Genomic DNA, 18,197 nt, shown 5'->3' with positions numbered 1-18,197 from the left:
AAGTTTAGTTTGTATAAAAGCCTCTTTAATTTACTTACATATATTGTTGGGTGTGAGGTGTTAAAATAAATTATGTCAAAAAAGAAGATTTTTGACGATCCAACACAACAACTTTTTAAACCTCGTGGACGAATCCTATTCTTTAAGTATTTTGTCTTGCTTCTTTTTATTGTTATTGGGGTTCGTTTTTGGTTCCTCCAAGTAGTTAATCATGAACATTATGTTAAAGCTGCTGAAAATAATCGGATTCGTGAAATACCCATTCCAGCACCACGAGGAACAATTCTTGATAGAGAAGGCAAGATTTTAGTTGATAGTACACCTACTTATAGCATAATGCTCTATCAAGAAGATATGGTAGATAAAGAGACTACCATAGAAATCCTAACAAAAAGATTTGCTTTAGATAGAAACTATGTTGTAAAAATGATGAATGCTCCAGGCTCACGTACTCGACCTGTAGCAGTAAAAACAAATGCTACTGTTAGTGATCGTGCCTGGATTGAATCGCATGAATTTGAACACCCAGAATTAAAAATAGAACTACAACCACAAAGGCGTTATCCCTTGGGTGAAGTTCTTTCACATGTTGTTGGGTATGTTGGGCAAATTGCAGAAGAACAATTAAGAGATCCAGCTTATGAATATTGTCGTCCAGGGGATATTATCGGCCAGGCTGGGATTGAACAATCTTACAATAAGATTTTAATGGGTAAAGAAGGCTATAGACGAGTTTTAGTAGATAGCCGTGGTAGAGTTTTACAACAACTTGAAGAAATTCCACCTGTTCCGGGTCAAGACATTATTACTACCATAGATTTAGATATTCAAATGGTAGCCGAAGAAGGACTAAAGGCTACAGGTCATTATGGAACTGTTGTAATAAATGACCCTAGAGATGGAGGAATTTTAGCTCTAGTTTCACATCCTGCTTATGATCCAAATCTGTTTGCTCAAGGTATAAAGCCTGCTGATTTTAACCGTCTAGTAACAAATCCTAAGCGTCCACTTCGTAATCGTGCAATACAGGATCGTTATCCTCCTGGCTCTACCTGGAAAATTCTAATGGCTGTAGCTGGTTTAGAAGAAAAAGTAGTTGCTGATAAACAAGCTTTAGCTTGTGGAGGTGGTATTTCTACAGGCGGAAGATTTGTTCACTGTTGGGGTGGACATGGCGCGCCAGACCTTAGACGAGCTATAGAAATTTCTTGTGATGGTTATTTTTATCGCCAAGGTATTAAATTAGGTATAGATAATTTAGAGAAATGGCAAGCTCTTTTAGGAACTGGTGTTAAAACAGGTATAGATTTGCCAAATGAAATAAAAGGTATTGTTCCTAGTCGTCAATGGAAACGTAGAGAATATCCTAGGGATCCACAATGGAAAGAAGCCGACATGGTTTATGCTTTTATTGGTCAATCTGGCGTTTCAACTACTCCAATACAAATTATGCATGCTGTAACAGGTATAGGGATGGGAGGACATTTCTATACGCCACACGTTTTTAAGGAAGCCCGCGCTACAGAACAAAGCCCAGCTATTATTCATAATGCTAAACCACGTGAAGCAGGTTTTGGTGAAGAAACTTGGAAAGTAGTTTCTGAAGGTATGTGGCGAGTGGTAAATGGTTCTGGTACTGCTCGTCGTGCTGCCATACCAAATTTTGATGTTTCTGGAAAAACAGGTACTGCCCAAGTTGTAGGCATCAGAGATGGTGCTACAGGTGAACAAAAAAGAACATGCTTGGTTTGTCAGTTATGCTCCTAAAGGTGCGCCAGAAATAGGCGGTGTTGCACTTGTTGAACATGCTGGTCACGGTGGTACAGAGTCAGCACCAATAATTAAAGCTTGTTTTGAAGAATATTTGCGTAAGAAAAAAGGATTACCAAAAGAAGAATTAGCACAAGATACAAAACCAAACAAAGCTACTAATAATCCTGCTGCTAGAGCAGAAACACCTGTAAAACCAACTACTAAGCCACCAGTTAATAAACCAGAAAAACCAGTAGTAAAACCAGTTGCATTAGTTGAGCCTCTTAATAATCGTTCAATAGCAAAACCAGCTAATTTAGGGGGTCAAAACTAATGATTGCATTAAGAGAGACTCGAAGATGGCGTGATTTTGATTGGTTGTTGCTAATGGCGGTTTTTGGTTTGTTAGCTTTAGGGACTACAGAAATTTATAGTTCCGTACCAAGTACAGGTACAATCTATAAAGACTTTTGGTTTAAGCAAGTTATTGCAATTGCTGTTGGTTTGACTGCGTTTACATTTGTAGTCCTTGTAGATTACAGACGTATTTATAATTATATCCCACAAATTTATGTTGGAGCTTTGTTACTTTTAGTTGCAGTTTTAATCTTTGGGCATGAAGTAAAAGGGCAAAAAAACTGGATAAATTTTGGCCCTATGTCGCTTCAGCCGTCCGAGTTAGCTAAAATTGCAGTAATTTTAGCTCTATCTCGTTATCTTTCACCACTTCGCAAAGGTAATTTACCTTGGAAGGATGTTGGAGTTGCTTGCGTTATTACAGCTATTCCTATGGGATTAATTATGTTGCAGCCTGATACAGGTTCAGCTTTAACTTTTATTCCTGTCCTAGCCTTACTGCTTTTTATGAGTGGTTTTAACTTAAAGTTAATAATTGCTACTGCTGTTACTGTTTTGGTTGTAACACCGTTAGCTTATGTACATGTACTAAAACCACATGTCTTAAAAAACTACCAAATAATGAGAATTGAAGCTATTCTTAACCCAGATTTATTTGAGCAACCCGAATTTCGCCGTGAATACGGTTATCAAACCATGCAATCTGTTATTGCTGTAGGATCGGGTGGAGTAACTGGAACAGGAATTACAAAAGGAACTCAAAGTCGACTTGGCTTTTTACCAGAGCATCACACAGACTTTATTGCTTCAGTCTTGGCTGAAGAGATGGGATTTGTTGGCAGTATTTCTGCACTTCTGTTATATTTGTTCATAATTATGCGTTCTATAGGTTTAGCTGAACGCTCCCGAGATCGATTTGGTATGTTAATCATACTAGGATTTACGGGCTTGATTTTCTTTCATGTGGTAGTAAATATTGGAATGGTTGTAGGTTTACTACCAATTATAGGTATTACGCTACCTTTAATGAGCTATGGTGGTTCTTCTGTTTTAAGTATGATGATTTTAATTGGTTTGGTTATTAATATAAACCTAAGACGTTTTGCCAATTAGAATCCTTTTTTCAGTAATTATATTTATAGATGATTAAAGCTTTTGATGCTTTATCTATTTAACTGAAAAATCAAAATTGACAGGCTTAAAAAGCAGAATTTGTTTACATAAAATATCTAATTTAAGTAAACAAATTGTTTTATATAAAACAATTAGCGAAATCTAAATAGATTAGGCCCAACTACTAAACTTTGGTTTTAGGAATAATTGTGTAAGTTTTAAGCTAAGTGTAATTTAATCCTGCTTGATTTTGGGATTTTTTCAGTTATGAAAGGTCCCCAAAATGAATAATGTTTCTTCTTATCGAGCAGCTTTAGACGCAATTTTACCAACTATAGAAAAGCCTGTTCGTTATGTTGGCGGTGAATGGAATTCTATCAATAAAAATAAACAAGAAGTTAAAGCGCATATAGCTCTTTGTTTTCCAGATACTTACGAAATAGGAATGTCCCACCTAGGATTAAAAATCCTTTATTCTGTCCTAAATAAAAATAATGATGTTTATGCTGAACGAGTTTATACACCCTGGCTAGATATGGAAAAAGCCTTGCGTTCAGCTAAATTACCACTAGCCTCAATAGAAAGTTTTACTCCCTTAAATGAATTTGATATTGTTGGGTTTTCCCTTCAATATGAAATGACTTATACTAACATATTGACCATGTTGGATTTAGGACAAATTCCAATTAGAGCAGAAGAGCGTAAAGAAACCGATCCTTTAGTTATTGGCGGCGGCCCTTGTGTTTTTAGTCCAGAACCAATTGCAGATTTTTTTGACTTTCTTTTAATTGGAGAAGGTGAAGAGTTATTAGTTGAATTTATTGATCTTTATACTAAATTAAAAACAAAAAATCTTTCCCGTAAAGATTTAATTGCCCAATTAGCTGAATTAAAAGGCGTATATGCTCCAGGACTCTATGAAGCAGTTATACCAAACTATCATGGGTTGCAAATTATTCAACCAAAAGCAGATAGTAATCCTCCATTCCCTATAATACGCCGTTATGTAGAAGATATAAATAAGTATCCTTTCCCTAGTGATTCACCAGTTCCTTTTACTGATGTAGTACATGATCGAATGGCTGTAGAAATTGCACGCGGTTGTGTAGATGGTTGTCGCTTTTGCCAAGCAGGTACTATTTACCGTCCTGTTCGTGAACGTACTCCAGAATCTATTATAGAAAGCATTACAGGTGGATTAAAAGATGGTGGTTATGATGAAGCTAGCTTAACTTCTTTATCTACGGCTGATTACACTTGTTTAACTCCTGTATTAAAGCAATTAAATAAAACCCTTGATCCAGAAAGAGTATCTTTATCAGTTTCATCTCTACGGGCCTCAGGTATAACAGAAGACCTTTCACGGGAAATTGCTAAAGTACGAACTACAGGTTTTACTATCGCGCCAGAAGCAGGTACACAAAGAATGCGCGATGTAATTAATAAAAATGTAACAGAAGAAGACGTTTTACGTAGTTGTCGAATAGCTTTTTCTTATGGTTGGAGTCAAATTAAGCTCTATTTTATGATTGGGCTACCAACAGAAACAGAAGAAGACGTAATTGGTATTGCTGAGTTAGGCAATAAAGTAAAACAATTAGGTAGAACAATGGGGGTAAATGTCAAAGTAACTGTCTCTGCCTCTTGTTTTGTTCCAAAGCCCCAAACCCCTTTCCAATGGTGTAGAATGAACTCTTTAGCAGAGTTATATGCTAAACAAGATTTACTAAGAGAAAAATGTCATCGTTATCGTCTTAATTTCAAAACACATAATGCAAAGCTTTCGCAACTTGAATGTGTTATGGCTCGCGGAGATCGTCGTATTGGACAAGTAATTGAAACTGCTTGGCAAATGGGCGCACGTTTTGATGGTTGGGATGAGCATTTTAATTATGATTTATGGATGAAAGCCTTTGAAAGAGTAGGACTAGATATAAAAGAAACACTTGAAGATCTACCTGTTAGATTGTCAGATGGCGGTTTTGCTCAACTTCCTTGGGATCACATAGACTCTTTAGTAGAAAAGAAATTTCTTGCTATTGAATATGAAAAAGGAATTAAAGCAAAAATTGCCCCACCATGTGGTTTTCCCATACGTATTATTGATGGGCGGCCTACTGCAATACCTCCTTCTTTTGAAGACTTTGAACAATTAGAAAAGAAACCTTTGCTTTGTTTTAATTGTGGTGTTGCTTGTGATTTACCTGCTATGCGTAAGGACTTGATTAAGGCTAAAGAGTTAAATCAAGAATATCGTATTGCAAAAGAAGCTAACTTAAATGCTGTAACTAATGAAGTAGAAGAATTTGACCAATCCTTACTAGAAGTTGTTCGGAGTGATGTACCCGTTAATTCACCAACAAAGTTACACCAACTAAAAGCTAATAAATCTAAGCAAGTTGAAAAACAATATCGCTATCGTGCTTCTTATACAAAACTTGAAGTTGTGCAATACCTCTCACACTTGGATTTAGTTAAAGCCTTACCTAGAGGTTTTAAGCGTGCAGGTATTCAACTATCTTATAGTCAAGGCTTTCACCCTATGCCATTAATTTCTTATGGCCCGGCCTTAGCTGTAGGTATGGTTGGAGAAGATGAATATTTAGATTTTGTCTCACCTGAAATTTTAGTAGCAAAGGATTTTTTAGAAAAAATTAACCAAGTTATGCCTATAGGTCTAAAGTTTACTGCTTTAGTTGTACTAGCGGAAACTTCACCTTCTTTGGCAAAACTAATTAACTCGGCTGAATATAAAGTTAATCTTCAAGCTCCAGAAATTCTCTCAGCACTAAATCAGCATATTCAGCAAGAAAATTTTTCAGTTTTTGATGTAAGTCAAGAACTTGTTAATAAATTTTTATCTTGTGATGAATTTTTAGTCACACGTAACCGTAAAAATCGCTCTCAAAGTGTTGATTTGAAAAAATATGTTAAAAATCTTCGTTTTGAAAAAACTTTAAATGATAATTTCCTGGTCATGACACTAGCTATAACTAATCAAGGCGGTGCCAAACCTGTAGAAATTGTTAGTTCAATTTATGGAGTAGATGAAACTCAACAGGCTACTTTGCAAAGCCGTATAAAACGCAGCCGCCTTTATGCAGAAATTGATGGACAAGAAAAGTCTTTGCTAGAGGTTATTTAAAATAGTTTTGGTTTTGATAATGAATTAAGTTGTAAATAACAGATTCTTAAATTTAATAAAGAAGTAAGTTAAGCTTAAAAGTATCTGTTTTTAGCCTCTATATTTTAATCTAGTTATCAAACTAAAAGTTTATGGCTACCCGCTTGAGCAATTGTATCCTACTAGATCTATGAAGAGAGGAATAAATAAATGGCAAAAGAGATGATTATAAGCTCCAGCGCGCATGAAAAAAAGATTGCTATTATTGAAAATGGTACTGTTACTGAATATTTTGTAGAACGTGAAGATGAGACTCAAGGAGTTGTTGGTAGTATCTACAAAGGCCGTGTTATGAAGGTTTTACCTGGAATGCAGTCAGCTTTTGTTGATATTGGACTAGGAAGAGATGCTTTTCTTTATGTATCAGACTTTTTAGAAGAAGAAGGATTTGATGAGCTAGATGCTTTAGAAGATAAAGATACTAGCTATAAAGAGCCTGTTAGCAGTCATCATATAGCAGAACCTGTAATACCTAAAATACCTAATCCAGTAGTGAAAACTTTGGAACCAATTGATGTAGAAGATGTAGAGGATGTGGACGATATAGAAGATGTAGAAGACCCAGAAGAAGAAATGTCAATAATTCCATTGGATGATAGCTTAAGACCAGAAAGTAAAATTGTATTTGTAAATCAAGAAGTAGAGGAAATAGAAGATGATATAGAAACAAAAAGTGATTTAGAAACGGCAGTAGCTAAGCAAATATTAGCAGATGATGATATAGATGAATCTGCCATAGAATCTACTGCTGATTTGACAGATAGCACTTTTGAAGAGCCTTTGGATGAATCAATAATTACAGAAATTGTAGAATCTCCAGCAAGTGATGAAACGCTTACGACTACTCCTATAGTAGCAACAACTAGTTATATCCCTCAGGTTATTATCCCTCCTCCAACACATGATTTTATTCGTATCATTGATGAGCCAGAAGATATCATAGATCTAAAACCAGTTGAAACTAATGCTAACTTAGAGACAATTATTTCAACAGATATAGATAACACTGTTGTAACAGAATCTATTATTGATAATTCAACAGTAGAGCAAGCAAAGTCTGTAGAGACAACAGAAGCAACAGAAGCAATAGAAGTAGCAGAAGTAGCAGAAGTAGCAGAAATAGCAGAAGCAATAGAAGTAGTTGAAGAAGAACCTACCCAAAGTAAGCGTCGTCGTACTAGTCGCAAAGAACCAGCTAAAAAGAAAGCTCCAGCACGCCGAAAAACTAAAAAAGCTTCTGAAGTAGAAGAGCCTGTAGAAGAAATTAGTGCTTCATCAGTGGTTCAATACGAACGGATTATGGATGAAGAGGCTATTGAAGCAGGAGAAATGCTAAAAGAGGCTCTAATACAAAATAAAATTATTAAACAGTTAAGAGAAGAAGAAGAAAACCTGTTTTAGAAACTAAAGTAATACCTCCTCCAGTTAAGGCTGAAAATAATGTTCCATTAGAAAGAATTGTGGATGAAGATACAAAAGATTTAGCTACTGATGAGTCTACGCTATCAGATGACTTAGCACCAGACGGTGGTGAGTCAGATGGAGAGAATTGGCAGTCTAAAAATAGCAGGGAACCTGGACATAAGCCTCATTTTAGACGTAGTAACAATAGAAGAAGACGTAGAGGAGGCCCACCTCCTGCACCACGTCCACCTGCAAATTATGGTGAGACAACACCAACCTCTACATCCCCTGTTGCTGGTGAAAGACCCGAAGTTGTAGCAAAAGAAGCACCAGGACGCTTTTATCCTCCAGCAATTACAGACCTACTTCGTGAAGGACAAGAAATAGTTGTACAAATAGCTAAAGAGCCAATTGCCTTAAAAGGTGCCCGCATCACTTCTCATATTGCATTGCCAGGTAGATATATAGTCTATATGCCTACGGTTCATCATATTGGTGTATCCCGAAAAATTTCTTCTGATGCAGAGCGTCTAAGATTAAAGAAAATAATGCTTTCTTTAAGAGATAAAGAACGCCCTCAAGGTGGTTTTATTTTACGTACTGCTTGTGAAGGCCATACAGAACAAGAACTCTATGATGATATGATGTATTTAGTACGTACATGGCAAGACATTAAGAGAAAAGCCGAAAAATTAAAGGCTCCAGCCTTAATTGCCGGTGAATTAGACTTAGTACAACGTACCTTAAGAGATCAACTTTCTGATGATATTGTTTCTATCAGAATAGATAATGAAGAAGAGTATACTAAAGTAGTAGATTTTATTAGTCGATTTCAACCTAAATTAGTTAAAAAAGTGAAGCTTTATACTTGGAAAAAACCTATTTTTGAGGAATATGGCGTTCAAGAAGAACTAGATAAAGCTATAAAACCTAGAGTATGGCTTCCTTCAGGTGGTTATATTGTAATTAATCAAACAGAAGCACTTGTGGCAATTGATGTTAATACGGGTAAATATGTAGGTAAATCCAATCGTTTAGAAGATACAATCACCAAAATAAATATAGAAGCAGTAAAAGAAATAGTTCGTCAAATACGCCTTCGTGATTTAGGTGGAATTATTGTACTAGATTTAATTGATATGGAAGAACGCAAAAACCGCTTTAAGGTGATGCAAGCTCTAGAACAAGAACTAAAAGCAGATAGATCCCCTTCAAAAGTATTGCAGTTTAATGATTTTGGATTGGTTGCAATAACTCGTAAGCGCGTTAGACAAAGTTTAGAGCGAACTTTATGTTGTCCATGTCCTTACTGTGAAGGTAGTGGATTGATTAAATCACCTCAAACTGTTTGTTATGAAATTCTAGCAGAAGCACGAAGGTTTGTTTCTGATACAGAAAACCTTCAAGCTAGTTCGGAAGTAACTTTGCGAGTACATCCAGAAGTTGCCAATGCTTTAAGGAGTACAGAAAAGAAAGTTCTTGCTGAAATAGAAGCTTATTTAGGCTGTAATGTAGTTTTACGAGGAGATAACTCTGTACATCAAGAAAGATATGATTTTGCTATTCGCTAAATATTTTTAAACAGTTCTTTAAGATAAGGGATAAAGATTATAAGTCTTTATCCCTTTATCATTTTAGCGCAATAGTAGAACATCAGTTCCAACAGTAATCATTAATATAATGCTTAGAGTTGCATTAGTAGTAAAAAAAGCTGCATCTAGTTTTGATAAGTCATCAGCTTTTACTAAGCTATGTTGTCTAATTAATAAAATGGTAGATAGTATTACTCCAACACCTCCTAACCATTTTAAGTTAGCAATAAAGAAAAAGATTACTAATAAGACAAACACTACAAAATGAAAAAACCTAGCAAGCCATAATGCCTTTACAATACCAAATCTTTGAGGAATGGAATAAAGACCTACTTGTTTATCAAACTCATAATCTTGACAAGCATAAACAATATCAAAGCCAGCAGTCCAAAGCATAACAGTTGCTGAAAGTATTAATGGAATTGGATGAAATTCTCCTGCAATTGCTAACCAAGCTCCTGTAGGAGCAATTGACAAACACCATCCTAAAACTAAATGAGACAAGGATGTAAATCTTTTTGTATAGGAATAAATTAGGACTGAGCCTAAAGCAATAGGGGAAAGCATTAAGGTAAGTTGATTTAGTTGTGCTGAAGCAAATATAAACAATAGACTAGATATAATTGTAAAAAGCAAAACAAATTTACTAGATAATAGCCCTGCTGGAATAGCACGGTTTTGTGTACGAGGGTTAGCAGCATCGAATTTTTGGTCTACTAGGCGATTAAAAGCCATTGCTGCTGATCTAGCTGTCACCATACATAAACTAATCCAAAAAAGCTTTTCTAAGGTTGGAATACCCCCTGCGGCAAGCACTGCACCTAAGATTGCAAAAGGCAATGCAAAAAGAGTATGCTCGATTTTTATCATTTCTAGAGTAACTTTTAGATCTTTGAACATAAGTTTTTAGCTTTATATATTTTGTAAATTAAAAAAATAATTTAACTATTTTACGAGGACAGGATATGGAATACAAAGAATTACACCGATGGGATGTCTCGGCTAGCGAAGCTATTCAGATACAAAATAGCTTACGTAGTGAAGTAAGGATGGAAAAACTTACTAAAGAGATTAAGTATATTGCAGGAGCAGACATTTCATTTGAAAAATTTTCTAATGTTGTTTATGCAGGGTTTGTAGTAATTAAAGTAAAGACTCTTAAAGTCGTGGCATCATCAAGCGTTATAACAGAAGCTAAATTCCCTTATATACCAGGGCTATTTTCTTTTCGGGAACTACCTCCGCTTTTAGAAGCTTGGAAAAAATTAGAGGTAGAACCGGATGTAGTAGTATTAGATGGTCAAGGAATTGCTCACCCTAGACGATTTGGTATTGCTTCACATATGGGATTATTAATTGATCGTCCTACAATTGGTTGTGCTAAAAGCATTTTAGTTGGCAAATACCATGACTTAGCACCTACAGCAGGAAGTAGCGCTCCCTTAAAAGATAAAGGCGAGCAAATTGGTGTAGCACTTCGCACTAAAAACAAAGTAAACCCAGTTTTTGTTTCTGTTGGGCATCTAATTGACCTTGAAGACGCTGTAAAAGTTATAATGAGTACAGTTTCAAATTATCGTATTCCAGCACCAACAAGAGAAGCACATTTACTAGTTAATTGGCTTCGTACTCAATCAGGTGCAGGAAAAGTTGTTGATGATGAAGAGGAATAAAAATACAGCAAATAAAAATAGCCCAGCTTTCACTGGGCTATTTTTGTTAAATACTAAAACTATTGGTTACTTATTCTTGCTAGCTTCAACAACTGTAAAATTACCTTTTGGCTCAATTACTTGTCCAGAAACCTCATCTTTAATCCATGCTTTTACTTCATATGTGCCTGGAGTTAAATCATTTATTGGTAACATACGGCCTAAAGTAATTTGTTGTCCATTACCATCTAAATCTACAGTTTTTGCATTACCATCTTCTTTGATACGCTTAACTTCTTTTCCATCTTTGGAAATAATATATTCAGCAGCAATCTTGGGTCTTAACTCAGCTTGGTCAATTTGAACATTGTAAGCTTGTACATAAATACCAACAGGTTGTCCAACTGTAAATTGCTGTGAAACATTAGGACGAATTTTATTTGCACCAAATATAAATGGGCCAGCAGCAACTTTGCCATTAAGTGATTCCACCATATCGGCAACAATCAAAGTACTGGATTGCAGTTTTTCAGAACTATATTTTGGAACTTCAAAACCTTCATGAATAATGCCTGTATGACCGCTAACTATATCTTTAACAACAATATCAACTTTATAACGGCCCGGCTCAAGAATGATATTTTTTTGGTAAACAGAACTGCGTTTAAGTTCTACTGAAAGGTCGGTTTCTCGGCAGCGAGATTCTATAATATCTTCAAAAAGACCTGCTTTACGTCCAGAAAGAGCCGTAATACGAGCATGAATATTTAGAGTTGCTTGAGAAACACCTCCAATATTTTTATAAGAGAGATCGGAGTTATCTAATTTTACAGTAAATGAACTTACTACAGAACTTTCATTAACTTTCAAGAAATGTACTCGCATATCAAAAGGTAGTACATCAAATTCAATAATAGGGTCATTTGTTCTAGCTTGAAGATCCTTAAATTTAACAGCAGGAGCCTTGCCTAAGTTGGCAATTAAAGCTAATCTTTCAAATGGGTTATCTTGAACACGTCGGCCATAAGGGAGACGATCACGATTACCAGGATTAAAAGTAGCCCGATCTTGCTTTCTGGAAAGCCCTACTTCTTCAAAGAAGTTTAGACCAGCATTAGGAACATATAACAAAGCGTCTTTTTCATCTGGATTTCGAGCAATACGATATTCCCCTGTACCACTTGGATCAACAAATTCTATCTCAACACCGTTGCCAACACCCTCTAAATATCTATAAAACCAAATTTCAAAAGGATAAGTAGAAGTTTGTCCACCACCTTCATAAAATGGACGTTGATAAGGGCCACCTGCTGGGTGGGATTCTACTTCATCTGGCGGGCCAAAAGTAATATAGATACGACCTCGATCGGTTTTCCAACCAGGTATACCAGAAGCATATTTTTCATTAGCATATGCAATACGTCGATAATATTCTTCTCTGTATTCATTTTCTGGTGTGTCTGGATCTGGATCTCTGCGAAGCCAGAATTGCTCAATAAATTGTTCTCGTTCTTCGTCGGTTTGCAATTTCTTAAACGCGGCTCTTTCATCAGGAGTAATAATATAAACTACATCATTATCTAGCCAACGCTTATAAACATTACTAGCGTCTTCTTGCTTACGCTTTTTCTTTTTACGAGGCATATTATCCTCATCTCCTGCGTAAGCTGTAGGAATGGAAGGAGTTAAAAACATTACTACTAATATTAGTGCAAATAAGGATTTAATTAGGGAGTTCCCTTTAAACATCATATAAAATAATAACCTCCTATTTCGGAAGCAACTTGTATGCTATTTTGACAGTATAGACACAAGTTTAGCTAAATTTTCTTAGATAAACAAGGCTCTCTATCCTAAAAGATACTACTAAATTTATTTAATTTATGTTGCTTCCTCTGCTGTTGGGCGTTTTCTACCACATGCCCAAGCTATTCCAATGCTTAGAATATATAAACCTATCATTGGCAGTGCAAAAACCATCATATTTGGAATATCTGTTGTAGGTGAAAGTAGTGCTGCAATAATAAAAATAACTAAAATTGCGTGTCGCCAAAAATGAATCATAAAATGATGAGTAATTAAGCCTAAACGAGATAAAAAGTAAACTATTGTAGGAATTTGGAAAACTAAGCCTAATCCTAAAATAATAGTAATAATTAAGTCAAAATACTCATTAACTTCAATCATTGGTCGAAAGTTTTCTGAAACACTTAATAAAAACTCTACTGCCCTAGGGAAAGCTATATAATAGGCAAAAGAAGCACCTAAAAAGAAAAAGAAAGAAGCCATAATTACAAAAGGCCAAACCCATTTTCTTTCATGTTCATAAAGACCAGGAGCAATAAAAGACCAAAGTTGCCAAAGTAAAGCAGGGATACTTAATGCAATTGCTCCATAAAAAGCTACTTTGATATATAGGTTAAAGCCACCTTGTAGGGTATGAACAACAATTGCGTCATTGGATGCGCTATAGTTTCCTATAGAATCAGCACGAAGTTGAAAACCTTGATCAATAAATTTATTACCTAATACAACTTTATTAGCAGTAACTACAAAGCGTTGACCTTTTTCACTAGTTTTAAGTTTAGAAAGTATAGAAGTACCAGCAGGAATAATTACACCATCTAAATTAGCTTCCTGACTAAATACATAATCAAAAGTATCATCATCAGAAAGTTTTTCTATTGGACTAATTTGTATAAGACCTTTTTCTAGCTGAACCCTTTCGGCTTTATCTAGGGCATTTCTGACAGGAGCATCTAAAAAACTATAGATTTTGTCAGAAAAAATAAAGCAGACAATAAAACATATAGCTATAGCTATGGCTGCTCTAGTTAACCTAGTACGTAGTTCATCTAAGTGATCTAGGAAGGACATTGCACCTTCATTAGAATCATCATATTCTTCATCAACCTGGTTATTACTCATTGTAAAAGTGTGCCTCTTAATTTTTACTTTTAATTATTTAGTTAGACTAATGGATTGCTGGTTTTCTTCTACCTGAGATGGAGGATCAACTGTTGCAACAGGTGCTAAATTATTAGCAATTGTGCTAATGGGCTTAGTCCTTTCTACTACACCAATAGGAGGAGTAAAAATTTCTGGATTAATTTCATTGTTAGAAATATTTGATGTTTCAATACTAGTCATATTACTAGATTCTGTTTGAGTAGAGCTTTCCAAAACATTAGTAGTTTGTAGAGTATTTTCTATTGGTTCATTATTAGAACTAGAAGAGGAGCTTTTAGTTAGCATATTCATTGGGTTTAGGTCATCTTTAAGTTTTTTGATGGGGTTTAGATCATCTTTAAGCTTTCTTAAATCTTGCAAACCTCCATCTTTTTCTACTTCATTTTCCCATGCATTCTTAAATTGGTCTGAAGCCTGCCTTAGTTGTGCCATAACACGTCCAAGTTTTTTTCCCATTTCTGGTAGTCTACGAGGCCCAAAAACTATCAAGGCTATAACTGCGATAAAGAACATTTCTGTCCAACCCAAATTACCCATATACTTTTGCTCTTTCTTTGAGGTTTTCTAACCTAATAAATAAAAATAATTAAAATATTGACTGTTCTTACTTATATTTACGCTTTGTTTTTAATAGTGGATTTTTCACTTGGCTTTAATATTAGTTAGCTAACAAAGCTTAGTCAAGCAAAGCAAATTCTTGTAAGAATTAAAGTTTTGTATTTTTGCTAAATCTAAAGATAGCAAACACTAGCATCAAGTAATTAGATTAAAATAATATTATTTCTAGCTAAGCTTGACACTGATAAGTTCCTTTCCTAATATCCTTTAGCAATAAGTCCCTTTTATGGAATAGAATCTAATTATAGGTATTTATAATAGTGGAAAAATTACGAATAGTTTTAGCTGCATCAGAAGTTGTTCCTTTTGCAAAAACTGGTGGATTGGCAGATGTTGTTGGTGCTTTACCTAAAGCTTTAGCTAGGTTAGGTTGTGATGTATCTATTATAATGCCTAGGTACTCAACAATAAAAAGCGGTCAGCTATTAATTAAAGATTTAGCCGTCCCATTTGCTTATCAAACAAAAAACTGCTCTATTTGGTATGAAGAAAAAGATGGAGTGCCAATTTATTTTGTAGATATTCCAGAATATTTTTGGCGTGACAGTCTTTATGGTCATAGAGATGATGCAGAGCGTTTTGCCTATTTTAGCCGGGCAGTTTTAGAATTTTATCGCCAAACAAACAAAACTGTAGATGTATTTCATTGTAATGACTGGATGACAGGGCTTATACCTGTTTACTTACGTACTAACTATGCTAGCAATCCTTTTTTTGCCAAAACAGCCACAATTTTAACTATTCATAACTTAGCTTTCCAAGGAATGTTTGGATTAGATGCTATCTCTTATTTTGGCTTAGATAGTAATCTTGCTTATGGGCAAAAAGGCTTAGAGTTTAGCAATGTTGGAAGCGCGTTAAAGGGCGGAATTCTTTATGCTGATGCAATTACTACAGTTAGTAACCGCTATGCGCAAGAAATACAAACCCCTCAGCATGGTTTTAAGATGGATGGGTTACTTAAGTCAAGACGTTATTCTTTAATTGGGATTCTTAATGGTGTTGATATGGATGATTGGAATCCAGCAACAGATATTCATTTACCAGCAAATTATTCAGTTAATGATTTAAGTGGCAAGAAAATTTGTAAACGAGAATTATTAAAAACCTTTGGACTACCACTAGATTTAGATCGTCCATTGATTGGAATAATTTCCAGAATGACAGATCAAAAAGGATTTGATCTAATCATAAAAATTATGAATCGTATCCTGGAAACTTCTGCTAACTTTGTTTTGTTAGGTTCAGGTTCAGATTATTATGAAAGGTATTTTCAAGCGGTACGTGATAGCCGTCCTGATCGAGTTGGTGTATACTTTGGCTTCAATAATCCGCTGGCACATAGAATTGAAGCAGGAAGTGACATTTTTTTAATGCCTTCTTATTATGAGCCTTGTGGGTTAAACCAAATGTATAGTTTACTTTATGGAACAGTTCCTATTGTTCATGCTACTGGTGGACTTGATGACACAGTAGAGAATTTTGATCGAGTCAAACTAGAAGGAAACGGTTTTAAGTTTTACTCCTATAATACAGAAAAATTATTAGAACGTGTTTATGAAGCATTAATTGCTTATAATGAAACAGAACTTTGGCAGCGAATAATGATTAATGGTATGACAGAAGATTTTTCTTGGTCAAAATCTGCCAGAAAATATTTAGATGTTTACCGTACTGTAAAACAAAGATTAGTAAATAACTAAAATTAGGCTATTAAATTAAAAGATTTTAACACTTAAAACAAAACTAAACTTTTAGAAAGGTAGGTTATATTCTAATGGCGGGTAATGTATTAGAGATTACTGATAACAATTTTGGATCTGAGGTGGTGGACTCATCTGTTCCTGTACTATTAGATTTTTGGGCTGCTTGGTGCGCACCTTGCCGGATGCTTGCACCCACTGTAGAAGCAATTGCAAAAGACTATGAAGGAAAAGCAAAGGTGGGAAAACTCAATGTTGATGAAAACAATGAGATTTCTGCTAAATATGGAATTAAAGGTATTCCTACGCTTATTCTTTTCAAAAATGGTGTTGAGCAAGAGCGCGTAGTTGGAGCTACTACTAAAGATAATATTGCTCGTATGTTAGATAAACATTTATAAAATTGTTTGTTTAACCAAAAACATTAAAGCACATAGAAAAAATAGCTAAAACACGGTTTTAGTTTCTATGTGCTTTTCTAATTTTTAAGGATCTTTTTATGAGAAATATTGTAATAATTGGCACACAATGGGGTGATGAAGGTAAAGGAAAAATTGTTGATTTACTTACCCCTCATTTTGATATCGTCACTCGTTATCAAGGTGGTCATAATGCAGGCCATACGGTTGTAGTTGGTGATCGTAAATTTATCTTGCGACTTCTTCCATCAGGTATCTTACATCCAGAAACTACTTGTATTATTGGTAATGGCGTAGTTATAGATCCACAAGCACTAAAAACAGAAGTAGAAGAACTAGAAACAGTCGGAATTAATGTTTCAGGTCGGTTATGGATTAGCAACCGCGCTCATTTAATTATGCCTTATCATCGTGCTATTGATATTGCCAGAGAAGATGCTTTAGGTAATGAAAAGGTAGGAACTACTAGACGTGGTATTGGCCCAACCTATGAAGATAAAATTAGTCGTCGGGGCTTGCGAGTAGGTGATTTACAAGATAATCAATCTTTTCGTCAAAAAGTGCTAGCTAACTTAAATTTTGCTCAAGAACACTTAAAAGCTAGCGGCCATAACTTAGCTTATGACCAAGAAATGTATGAAAGTTATTTTCAAACTGCTGAAAGCTTAATCCCTTACATTAAAGATACTACGTATTTTCTTAATAGTATGGTTAAAGCAGGGAAAAACATTTTGCTAGAAGGCGCACAAGCAACAATGCTAGATATTGATCATGGAACATACCCTTATGTAACCTCTTCTAGCGCGACGGCTGGAGGAGCTAGCGTTGGCACTGGACTTGGCCCAGGGAAAATTAGTGGCGTACTTGGAATTACTAAAGCATATACTACTAGGGTAGGAAGTGGCCCATTTCCTACAGAGCTAAATGATGAAATTGGGGAGCATTTAAGAAAACGTGGAAGTGAATTTGGTGCTGTAACAGGTCGCTCACGTCGCACAGGTTGGTTTGATGCTTTAATAGTTCGCTATAGTGTTTTAGTAAGTGGAATAGATACAATAGCTTTAACCAAATTAGATGTTTTAGATGAAATGCCAGAAATAAAAGTATGCACAGGTTATCGCTACAAAGGCGGAGAAATAAAGGAAATTCCTGCTCTAGCTAGTGCTTTAGAACAAGTTGAACCTATTTACAAAACTGTTAAAGGTTGGCAACAAAACACTGCTCAAATAAAAAATTATCAAGAACTACCACAACTTGCACAAGATTATGTAAAAGTGCTTGAAGATCTAGTAGAATGCCCTATAGGAATGATTTCAACTGGGCCTGAACGAGACGAAACTATTTTCTTACCTAATCAATTAATGCAGGGTTGGTTAATGAAATAAATAAAATTAACAAGCTAAATAATTGCCAAGTAATATTGCTCAATAGAA

The 18,197-nt window shown here is 35.2% G+C and carries 14 protein-coding genes; 10 read left to right on the top strand and 4 right to left on the bottom strand.

The annotated features are described in order from the left end of the window. The first annotated feature begins 72 nt into the window (after positions 1-72). The 6 genes from mrdA to IPK14_12330 all read left to right on the top strand — a co-directional run bounded on the left by mrdA (position 73) and on the right by IPK14_12330 (position 9,381). Positions 73-1,767, top strand: a complete 1,695-nt coding sequence (gene mrdA / locus IPK14_12355; protein MBK7994175.1) for a penicillin-binding protein 2 — start codon at positions 73-75, stop codon at positions 1,765-1,767. Beyond that, a complete protein-coding gene (locus IPK14_12350; protein MBK7994174.1) occupies positions 1,724-2,086 on the top strand; it encodes a hypothetical protein in 363 nt (120 codons plus the stop codon). The genes mrdA and IPK14_12350 overlap by 44 nt, the downstream gene beginning before the upstream one ends. Beyond that, a complete protein-coding gene (gene rodA / locus IPK14_12345) occupies positions 2,086-3,222 on the top strand; it encodes a rod shape-determining protein RodA (protein MBK7994173.1) in 1,137 nt (378 codons plus the stop codon). Before IPK14_12350 ends, rodA begins: the two co-directional genes overlap by 1 nt. 283 nt (positions 3,223-3,505) lie before the next feature. Then, positions 3,506-6,367 carry a TIGR03960 family B12-binding radical SAM protein gene (locus IPK14_12340; protein MBK7994172.1) on the top strand — a complete coding sequence of 954 codons (2,862 nt, stop codon included), beginning with the start codon at positions 3,506-3,508 and terminating at the stop codon, positions 6,365-6,367. A gap of 189 nt (positions 6,368-6,556) precedes the next feature. After that, the gene (locus IPK14_12335) at positions 6,557-7,807 is read left to right on the top strand and encodes a hypothetical protein (GenBank protein MBK7994171.1); all 1,251 of its coding nucleotides are present in this window, start codon (positions 6,557-6,559) and stop codon (positions 7,805-7,807) included. Between the two features lie 11 nt (positions 7,808-7,818). Next, entirely contained in the window at positions 7,819-9,381 is a 1,563-nt protein-coding gene (locus IPK14_12330; GenBank protein MBK7994170.1) for an Rne/Rng family ribonuclease, read from the top strand. A gap of 63 nt (positions 9,382-9,444) precedes the next feature. Here IPK14_12330 and IPK14_12325 read toward each other — a convergent pair whose 3' ends face one another. Beyond that, a complete protein-coding gene (locus IPK14_12325) occupies positions 9,445-10,302 on the bottom strand; it encodes a UbiA family prenyltransferase (protein ID MBK7994169.1) in 858 nt (285 codons plus the stop codon). A 65-nt stretch (positions 10,303-10,367) separates the two neighbouring features. On the opposite strand from IPK14_12325, the gene nfi reads away from it, so the two are divergent. Next, positions 10,368-11,075: a deoxyribonuclease V gene (gene nfi / locus IPK14_12320; GenBank protein ID MBK7994168.1), complete on the top strand. Its 708-nt coding sequence runs from the start codon at positions 10,368-10,370 to the stop codon at positions 11,073-11,075. 66 nt (positions 11,076-11,141) lie between these two features. On the opposite strand, the gene IPK14_12315 is transcribed toward nfi, so the two are convergent. From IPK14_12315 to IPK14_12305, 3 genes are all read right to left on the bottom strand, one after another. Beyond that, on the bottom strand, positions 11,142-12,698 hold the full coding sequence (locus IPK14_12315) for a GWxTD domain-containing protein (GenBank protein MBK7994167.1): 1,557 nt from the start codon (positions 12,696-12,698) through the stop codon (positions 11,142-11,144). 237 nt (positions 12,699-12,935) lie between these two features. Continuing rightward, the gene (gene tatC, locus IPK14_12310) at positions 12,936-13,982 is read right to left on the bottom strand and encodes a twin-arginine translocase subunit TatC (protein ID MBK7994166.1); all 1,047 of its coding nucleotides are present in this window, start codon (positions 13,980-13,982) and stop codon (positions 12,936-12,938) included. 33 nt (positions 13,983-14,015) lie between these two features. Next, a complete protein-coding gene (locus tag IPK14_12305) occupies positions 14,016-14,561 on the bottom strand; it encodes a twin-arginine translocase TatA/TatE family subunit (GenBank protein MBK7994165.1) in 546 nt (181 codons plus the stop codon). Between the two features lie 341 nt (positions 14,562-14,902). Between IPK14_12305 and glgA the strand changes: the two genes are divergently transcribed. The 3 genes from glgA (at position 14,903) to IPK14_12290 (ending at position 18,149) form a co-directional block, all read left to right on the top strand. Then, positions 14,903-16,345 carry a glycogen synthase GlgA gene (glgA, locus tag IPK14_12300; GenBank protein MBK7994164.1) on the top strand — a complete coding sequence of 481 codons (1,443 nt, stop codon included), beginning with the start codon at positions 14,903-14,905 and terminating at the stop codon, positions 16,343-16,345. A gap of 74 nt (positions 16,346-16,419) precedes the next feature. Next, positions 16,420-16,746: a thioredoxin gene (gene trxA, locus IPK14_12295; protein MBK7994163.1), complete on the top strand. Its 327-nt coding sequence runs from the start codon at positions 16,420-16,422 to the stop codon at positions 16,744-16,746. A 98-nt stretch (positions 16,747-16,844) separates the two neighbouring features. Continuing rightward, positions 16,845-18,149, top strand: a complete 1,305-nt coding sequence (locus tag IPK14_12290; protein MBK7994162.1) for an adenylosuccinate synthase — start codon at positions 16,845-16,847, stop codon at positions 18,147-18,149. Positions 18,150-18,197: the final 48 nt, after the last annotated feature.

This window comes from Blastocatellia bacterium (genome assembly GCA_016713405.1).
In the GTDB taxonomy this organism is placed as follows: Bacteria; Acidobacteriota; Blastocatellia; order Chloracidobacteriales; family JADJPF01; genus JADJPF01.
Note: the sequence above shows the minus strand (reverse complement) of the source record. Positions and strands in the feature narration are given on the sequence as shown.

What these genes read in the sequence shown, in the direction of transcription:
- rodA (MBK7994173.1), top strand. Translation starts at nt 2,086, where the DNA reads ATGATTGCATTAAGAGAGACTCGAAGATGGCGTGATTTTGATTGGTTG.
- IPK14_12290 (MBK7994162.1), top strand. Translation starts at nt 16,845, where the DNA reads ATGAGAAATATTGTAATAATTGGCACACAATGGGGTGATGAAGGTAAA.
- IPK14_12305 (MBK7994165.1), bottom strand. Translation starts at nt 14,561, where the DNA reads ATGGGTAATTTGGGTTGGACAGAAATGTTCTTTATCGCAGTTATAGCC.
- tatC (MBK7994166.1), bottom strand. Translation starts at nt 13,982, where the DNA reads ATGAGTAATAACCAGGTTGATGAAGAATATGATGATTCTAATGAAGGT.
- mrdA (MBK7994175.1), top strand. Translation starts at nt 73, where the DNA reads ATGTCAAAAAAGAAGATTTTTGACGATCCAACACAACAACTTTTTAAA.
- IPK14_12315 (MBK7994167.1), bottom strand. Translation starts at nt 12,698, where the DNA reads ATGCCTCGTAAAAAGAAAAAGCGTAAGCAAGAAGACGCTAGTAATGTT.
- IPK14_12335 (MBK7994171.1), top strand. Translation starts at nt 6,557, where the DNA reads ATGGCAAAAGAGATGATTATAAGCTCCAGCGCGCATGAAAAAAAGATT.
- IPK14_12340 (MBK7994172.1), top strand. Translation starts at nt 3,506, where the DNA reads ATGAATAATGTTTCTTCTTATCGAGCAGCTTTAGACGCAATTTTACCA.
- IPK14_12325 (MBK7994169.1), bottom strand. Translation starts at nt 10,302, where the DNA reads ATGTTCAAAGATCTAAAAGTTACTCTAGAAATGATAAAAATCGAGCAT.
- trxA (MBK7994163.1), top strand. Translation starts at nt 16,420, where the DNA reads ATGGCGGGTAATGTATTAGAGATTACTGATAACAATTTTGGATCTGAG.
- nfi (MBK7994168.1), top strand. Translation starts at nt 10,368, where the DNA reads ATGGAATACAAAGAATTACACCGATGGGATGTCTCGGCTAGCGAAGCT.